6 protein-coding genes are annotated in these 6,991 nt (G+C 67.6%); 1 reads left to right on the forward strand and 5 read right to left on the reverse strand.

The genetic code is table 11. The features are described from left to right. Positions 1-101: 101 nt before the first annotated feature. The 5 genes from AC1DKD_RS16905 to AC1DKD_RS16925 are packed head-to-tail and all read right to left on the reverse strand — an operon-like array spanning position 102 to position 4,297. Entirely contained in the window at positions 102-680 is a 579-nt protein-coding gene (locus AC1DKD_RS16905; RefSeq protein ID WP_441637230.1) for a hypothetical protein, read from the reverse strand. Then, the gene (locus AC1DKD_RS16910; protein ID WP_477111148.1) at positions 677-1,312 is read right to left on the reverse strand and encodes an SCO family protein; all 636 of its coding nucleotides are present in this window, start codon (positions 1,310-1,312) and stop codon (positions 677-679) included. Before AC1DKD_RS16910 ends, AC1DKD_RS16905 begins: the two co-directional genes overlap by 4 nt. After that, complete coding sequence (locus AC1DKD_RS16915; protein ID WP_441637439.1) at positions 1,309-1,911, reverse strand: c-type cytochrome; 603 nt, start codon at positions 1,909-1,911, stop codon at positions 1,309-1,311. The genes AC1DKD_RS16910 and AC1DKD_RS16915 overlap by 4 nt, the downstream gene beginning before the upstream one ends. Further along, positions 1,908-2,648 carry a cbb3-type cytochrome c oxidase subunit II gene (locus AC1DKD_RS16920; protein WP_441637441.1) on the reverse strand — a complete coding sequence of 247 codons (741 nt, stop codon included), beginning with the start codon at positions 2,646-2,648 and terminating at the stop codon, positions 1,908-1,910. The genes AC1DKD_RS16915 and AC1DKD_RS16920 overlap by 4 nt, the downstream gene beginning before the upstream one ends. A gap of 2 nt (positions 2,649-2,650) precedes the next feature. Then, positions 2,651-4,297 (reverse strand): cbb3-type cytochrome c oxidase subunit I, encoded by a 1,647-nt coding sequence (locus AC1DKD_RS16925; protein ID WP_441637443.1) that lies wholly within the window; start codon positions 4,295-4,297, stop codon positions 2,651-2,653. 308 nt (positions 4,298-4,605) lie between these two features. Here AC1DKD_RS16925 and AC1DKD_RS16930 point away from each other — a divergent pair, with 308 nt between their 5' ends. Further along, positions 4,606-6,039 (forward strand): aminotransferase-like domain-containing protein, encoded by a 1,434-nt coding sequence (locus tag AC1DKD_RS16930; protein WP_477143493.1) that lies wholly within the window; start codon positions 4,606-4,608, stop codon positions 6,037-6,039. Positions 6,040-6,991: the final 952 nt, after the last annotated feature.

The raw sequence follows: 6,991 nt of genomic DNA on the forward strand, positions 1-6,991 counted from the left end.
GAAGATGGGATACCTGGCCCGCAGGCCGAAGGATGCCGCAACATTACACCATGCCAAAGCGCAAGACAACGCCGCCTGCTTGCCGGTTGCCGGTTGCCGGGCTATGCGGCTGGCTCGGGATCCACCGCCAGCCGGCTGGCGATCGCGAACAGCCACACCGCCAGCAAGGCCAGCGCCCACAGCACCAGCGCCCGGCCCGCAACCAGTTGCTCGTCGATCAGGTAGGTGCTGCATAGTTGCGCATCCGCCTCCTGGTACAGCAAGCCGGCAGTCAGCATCATCCACACGCCGTTGATGACAAAGAAGCCCTGCAGCACGGGGCCGGCAGCCTGCCAGGAAGCGCGCGCCAGCAAACCCGCGAGCACCATGCCCGCGACCTTGGCCATGCCAGCCGGGGCCGACAGCGTGGCCTCGTCAAGCGCCACCGGCAGCATCCAGTAGCTGGCGATGCACCACGCTGCCAGCAGGCCCGGCAGGCCGGCGGCATTCCATGGAGCCAGCCAATCCGCCAGCCGCCGGCCGGCGCAGCGCGCGGCCCACCAGCCCAGCAGCGCGAGCAAGGGCAATTCCAGCCCCATATGCCTGGCCATGGTGGCCTCAAGCCACGGCCGGAACAACGCGGCCAGCGCCAGCAGCACGCCGGGCAGGCAGGGTAGCCAGCCGCGCGCCGGCGCCTTCACAGCCAGCTCCGCAGTACGTCGGCCAGCGCCAGGTCCGGCCGCTCCACATCGTAGGCGGCAGCCAGCCGGCCGTCCCCGTCGACCAGGAACAGCGCGGCATTGTGCGAGTAGCCGCCCAGGCCATCGGGCAGCACGACGATGCCGAAGGCGTCGAGCAGGCTGCGCAGGCGCGCAGGTTCGGCCACCGTGGCAAAGGTCCAGAGCGCCGGATCTGCACGCAGGGTGCGTGCATAGGCGCGCAGCACAGCGGGCTGGTCATGCACCGGGTCGAAGCTCAGCGTCAGCAGGCGCACGCTGTCCTGCAAGCGGCGCTCGCGCAATTGCTGCTGCAGCCACGCCTGCCCCGAAGCACTGGTGCGGCAAACCGCCGTGCACTGCGTATAGACGAAGGTCACCAGCGTGAGCGGAGCACCGCCCTTGGCCGCCGCCGCGCCGCCGAATGCGTGGCGCGCGCCGGCCTGGTCGAGCAGCACCAGCGCCGGCAGTTCGCGCGGTGCGCGGGCAAGATCAAGGCGGCGCGCGCCATCGGCGCTGACCGTGCGCAAGCCGCGCGTGGTGGCGAACACCGCCGCGCCGGCCGCCGCCAGCACCAGCGCCACCATCAGCAGCGTCTTGCCCCACGCGCGCGTCATGGCTTGGCGGCACCTCCCGCCCGGATGAATGCCTGCAGCGCCTCGCCGCCGTGCCAGGGCTCCTTTTGCGCGGTGGAAGCGGCGCGCGCCGCCGCTACCTGCGCGGCCTCCACCGGCGCGGCGCCGTTGCCCCACTGGCCGCGGATATGCGTGGCCAGCGCCGCGATCTCCGCGTCGGAGAACTGTTCGCCGAAGGCGGGCATGGCGCCGTTATAGGTGGTACCGAGCACGTCCAGCGGGCCGGTCATGCCGTGCAGCAGGATCTGCGCGAGCTGGTCCGGCTCGCCCGTGACCCAGGGCGAGCCGGCCAGCGGCGGGAACACGCCGGGAATGCCTTGCCCGCTGGCCTGGTGGCAAGCCTGGCAATTGGCCGCGAACAACTGCTTGCCGTCGGCCACGGTGCCCTGCCCTGCCGGCGCCGCCAGCGCGGCGACGTCGCGCCGGTCGCCCAGCGCGGCGCTGCCGTCGGCCCGCTCGATGGCGATGTAGCTGACGGCCCAGACCAGCAGGCCGCACACCAGTGCCAGCACTACCTTGGGCACCGGATTGTGCTGCTCGTGCGGATCGGCGTTCTCTGTCTTGTGGGCGGGTGGTTTCATCGGAGCGGAGCCACGCCGGCGGCGGAAGGTGCCGGCGAGCTGGAAGTGGATTGGGTGGAAGCGGCCGCACCGCGCGGGATGGACGGTGCGACCGGAAGGGCGGCAAGCGTGGCGCTGCCGGGTGCTTGCGCGGGAACGGCGGCCGCGGCGGACTGGTCCACCACAGGGTACGTGTGGCGCATGCCGATCAGGTAGGCCACCAGGTCCAGCGCCTGGGGCGTGGCCACCACCACCTTGCCGGGCGGCACCGTGCCGCCGGGCAGCGCGACAACCTTGTCGCTCTTGCTCACCGCGCCTTCCGGCTTCAGCTCGAACAGGAACGGATAACCCGGCATGATGCTGTCCGCCACGTAGGCGCGCGGCTGGTAAAGATGGCCGAGGTGCCAGTCGGCGCTGGGCTGGCGCACGCCGATATTGAACAGGTCCGGGCCGGTGCGCATGGTGCCGAGCAAGGGCGGGCTGTCGTAGTGATAGTCGGCCGCCACCGATGGGCGGCCCCAGCCGCGCTGCCCGTCGGCGCGCCCGGCGCCGGTGGAACTGGGCTGCTGGGTGTGGCAGGCAATGCAGCCGTTGGCGAGATAGACCTCGCGGCCGCGCAACTGCTCGCTGGTATAGGGCGCCAGCGCAGCGGGCGCGGGCACATCCTTGAGTTGCAGGAAGGGCACCACGATCATGGCCGAGGTGGCGAGCGAGAGCGTGACCATGGCCCCGCCCACAAGTTTGAGTTCGTTTTCCATGTTCAGGCAGCCGCTTGGGAAACCATGCGATCGGTCTGCGCAAGCGCGGAAGGACGCAAGACCATCAAGGCAAAGTGGAAGGCAAAGACAAGGTGCCCCAGCGTCATCAGCGCGCCGCCGAGCGAGCGTCCCTGCAGCCAGGGCAGCGTGACCGCCACCGAGTCCATGAAGGGGCGCGCCGGGTCCAGCAACGCCAGGCCCTGCAGTACGCCGCCGATGCTCAGCGTGATGAGGTAGGTGAGGAAGCCCGCCACCACCAGCCAGAAATGCAGCGAGATCAGCGCCGGCCGGGGCCACGGCGCATCGACCATGCGCGGCAGGGCAAAGTAGATGCCGCCGAAGATCACCATCGACACGAAGCCGTACATGCCAAGGTGCGCGTGCGCTACCGTGAAGTGCGTGAAGTGCGTCACCGCGTTGAGCGAGCGCAGCGCCTCGAACGAGCCCTGCACCGATGCCAGCGTGTACATGATGGCGCCGAACACGATGAAGCGCAGCGTGGCCGAGTGGCGCAGCGCGCCAAAATGCCCCTTGAGCGTCAGGTGCTGGTTCACCGAGAACGCAGTCACCGGGATGATCATCATCACGCTCTGCACGATCGACAGCGTGATCAGCCACGGGGGAATCGGCCCGCCGATCAGGTGGTGCGCGCCGACCTGGCCGTAGAAGAACGCCAGCGTCCAGAAGCCCAGCAGCGACAGGTTGTACGAGCGCACCGGGCGCCCGATCACCTTGGGCAGGAAGTAATACACGGCGGCAAGCGACAGCGGCGTATAGAACAGCCCCAGCACGTTGTGGCCGAACCACCAGTTCATCGTGGCCTGCTCCACGCCGAAGTGCACGCCGGGGATCTTGGCAACCACATACAGCACCGGAAACCAGAACAGCGCCGCGCCGATATACCAGACCGACACGTACAGATGGTGCACCCGGCGCTTCTGCAGCATGAACGCCAGCGGCAAGCCGATCAGCATCCCGCCCAGTGCGAACAGCAGGCCCACCTGCCATGGGATCTCCAGCCATTCCATGCCGGCATTGATGCCCACGGCAATGGCACCCAGCCCCGCCACCAGCCCGGCATTCCAGACCAGCGCGCCGATCATGGCGAAGCGCCCGCCCAGCAGCGGCGTGCGCAACAGCCTGGGCAGCATCCACAGCGTCAGCCCGAGCAGCCCCATCGGCGCCCAGCCGTAGGCCACCGCGTTCAGGTGCAGTGTGCGCAGGCGGCCAAAGGTCAGCCAGGCCTGCCCGGTCAGCAGGTCGGGCATGTGCAGCTTGAGCGAACTGAGCAGCCCGGCGGCGGAAGCCACCACCAGCCAGACCACGGCACAGCTCAGCATCAGCAGGGCCGGCAGGGAACTGGAGCGATCGGCCTCATGGCGCGCGGCCAGTTCGGCTTCTAGATCGGCTCGGGCCGCCGCGGCGACGGATGCGGTCTGCCGGTTGGACGCAGCGCCGGTCCACAGCGCCTGCTGCTGCGCGGCATCGCTCGACGGCTCTTCCGGATGGCCGATTTCGCCAGACGCGAAGATGGTGCGCGCACCAGCCGACTCGAGATCGAACAGGCCCTTGCGCAGCGACCAGATAAAGGCAAACAGCCCACCTACGGACAGCAGGAAGGTAGCTAACAACAGACTCGTGGGATCCATGTTTTTCCTTGCACTCCCCACGACGGCGCCACGGCCGCCGCAGTCAACGGACAGCGCTGAATGCTAAGCAGACAAGACAGGACCGAACAGAAGCAGATCAACACGAATCGACCGGATCAGGGGGATTGGCACGCGACAAGTTGCCGCAGTGCACATATCCCGGCTGATTCGTTGCCGGCGCGGCATCGCCACTGCACCGTGCCCTTTGCTGATACGGTACAGTCATCAGAATCCGGCCATGTGCCAAACAGCGAATTCCCGAACCGCCGATGCCGCGCAGCAAACCACCCACCTCCCGCCAGCCCCAGATGGAACCGCCCATCGGCACGCTCTATGAATTGCTGGCCGACGACATCGCGCAATCCATCCAGGCCGGCACGCTGCGGCCCGGCGACCGCCTGCCTTCGGTGCGGCAGGCCAGCGCCAGCCGCTGCCTGAGTCCCTCCACGGTGTTCCAGGCGTATTACCTGCTAGAGGCGCGCGGCCTGATCGTCGCGCGCCAGCGCTCGGGGTACTTCGTGGCGAGCACCACCCGCGTGCTGCCGCCGGAGCCCGAGGTGGCATCGCAGCCGGGAGAAGGCTCGACCGAGCTGAATGTGAGCGACCTGGTCTTCGACGTGCTGGCGTCGGCCAAGCAGCGCGACCTGGTGCCGCTGGGCTCCGCGTTCCCGAGCCCGCTGCTGTTCCCGCTGGAACGCCTGGCCAAGTCGATGTCCGGGGTGATCCAGCACCTGGACCCGTGGAGCTCGGTGGACGACATGACGCCGGGCAATGCCGGCCTGCGCCGCCAGATCGCGCTGCGCTACCTGATCGACGGGCTCACCGTGCACACCGATGAGATCGTCATCACCAACGGCGCGCTGGAAGCGCTGAACCTCTGCCTGGCGGCAGTCACGCGGCCGGGCGACGCGGTCATCATCGAGTCGCCCACCTTCTATGGTGCGCTGCAGGCGCTGGAGCGCCACGGACTGCGCGCCATCGAAGTGCCCACGCATCCGCGCGAAGGCATCGAACTCGACGCCCTCGCCCGCGCGCTGGAGCGCCATCGCCCGAGCGCATGCTGGCTGATGACCAATTTCCAGAACCCGCTGGGCAGCCTGATGCCCGACGCCAAGAAGCGCGAACTGGTGAAGCTGCTGGCGCGCTTCGCGGTGCCGCTGATCGAGGACGATGTGTACGGCGAACTGTACTTCGGCAACAAGCGGCCGACGCCGGCGAAGGCGTTCGACACGCAGGGCCTGGTGATGCATTGCGGCTCATTTTCCAAGTGCCTGGCGCCGGGATACCGGATCGGCTGGGCCGCGCCGGGACGCTTCGCGCGCGAGGTGGCACGGGCCAAGCTCACCAGCACGTTGACGGTGGCCGCGCCGACGCAGGCGGCCATTCTCAATTATCTGGAAAAGGGCGGGTATGACCGTCACCTGCGTCAGTTGCGGCAGGCGCTGGCGCAGCGGCAGGACGCGTTCGCGCAGGCCATCGCGCGGCATTTTCCGGCGGGTACCCGGGCTACGCGGCCCGCTGGCGGGTATTTCCTGTGGATTGAAATGCCGGTGGGGACCGATAGCCTTGCATTGCATCGTTTCGCGCTTTCCCATGGGATCAGTATTGCGCCCGGGCCGATTTTCTCCGCGCATGGGGGGTTTCGGCATTGCTTGCGGATTAATTGCGGGCATGATTTTGATGAGCGGAGTGACGCTGCGCTGGCTACGTTGGGGAGGTTGGCCAGGTTGACGATGGAGTAGGAGTTTGATGCATGGGGTGGCGTCGTCTTGCGCTCGGTTGTGGTTTTTTTTTGGTGGCGGTGCGGGTTGGTGGACGATTGGATTTCTGCGCTGGTGGTGTTGCTTGATCGGTGTTGGTTTTTGCACCCAACAGCCATACGACATCCCCCCTGCGGGGGGCTGCCGGTGCGGGTTGGTGGACGATTGGATTTCTGCGCTGGCGGTGTTGCTTGATCGGCGTTGGTCTTTGCACCCAACAGCCATACGACATCCCCCCTGCGGGGGGCTGCCGGTCACTTTTCTTTGCGTTCGGCAAAGAAAACTAACGAAAAGAAAGCCGACCCTGCCGGGGGCAGAGCAATCAGGCTGTTCGGCGGTAGTGATTGCGTCGWACGGGCAGCGGCTTCGGCTGGCRTGYCCTACCGGCTTGAAGGGCCGCGCCACTGCGGATGGCACCGGTTTCGTGGTGCGGCCCCTGATGGCGGGCGCGGCGCCCATTCGGCCATCTGCCGTTCGCGGTGCAAGGGGCCGCTGCATTTCATACCTTGCTGGTCTCGTGGTTTTGTCTCCGACGGCAGATACCCTGCCATTTGACACCCTGCCGTACCGGCGCAAGCCGCGGCTGGAAATCGGCCATCTTCGTTTCGTGGTGGGCGCAGTGGCCCCGGGCGAACGCGGTAGGGTGTAGCGATGATGTTGTGCGGTTCAGCTGCCAATTCGTGAGCGAGGCCGCAGGCGACTGAATGCAGGCCACCGCGCCCACCACGAAACCCATTATTGCGAAGTTGCGCGGCGCCCAACCCTGCGAACGGCAGGGACCGAACAATCGCCGCGCTTGCCGTCGGAGACAAAACCACGGAACCAGTAAGTCCCGAAGAATCGTGGCCCGTTGCACCGCGAACGGCAGATGGTCGAATGGGCGCTGCGCCCGCCATCGGGGGCCGCACCACGAAACCGCTGGGGCATGCGGTAG

The organism is Cupriavidus sp. 05T313, assembly GCF_056396665.1.

Coding starts and splice junctions, on each gene's coding strand:
- AC1DKD_RS16910 (WP_477111148.1), bottom strand. CDS start 1,312: ATGACGCGCGCGTGGGGCAAGACGCTGCTGATGGTGGCGCTGGTGCTG.
- AC1DKD_RS16915 (WP_441637439.1), bottom strand. CDS start 1,911: ATGAAACCACCCGCCCACAAGACAGAGAACGCCGATCCGCACGAGCAG.
- AC1DKD_RS16920 (WP_441637441.1), bottom strand. CDS start 2,648: ATGGAAAACGAACTCAAACTTGTGGGCGGGGCCATGGTCACGCTCTCG.
- AC1DKD_RS16925 (WP_441637443.1), bottom strand. CDS start 4,297: ATGGATCCCACGAGTCTGTTGTTAGCTACCTTCCTGCTGTCCGTAGGT.
- AC1DKD_RS16930 (WP_477143493.1), top strand. CDS start 4,606: ATGGAACCGCCCATCGGCACGCTCTATGAATTGCTGGCCGACGACATC.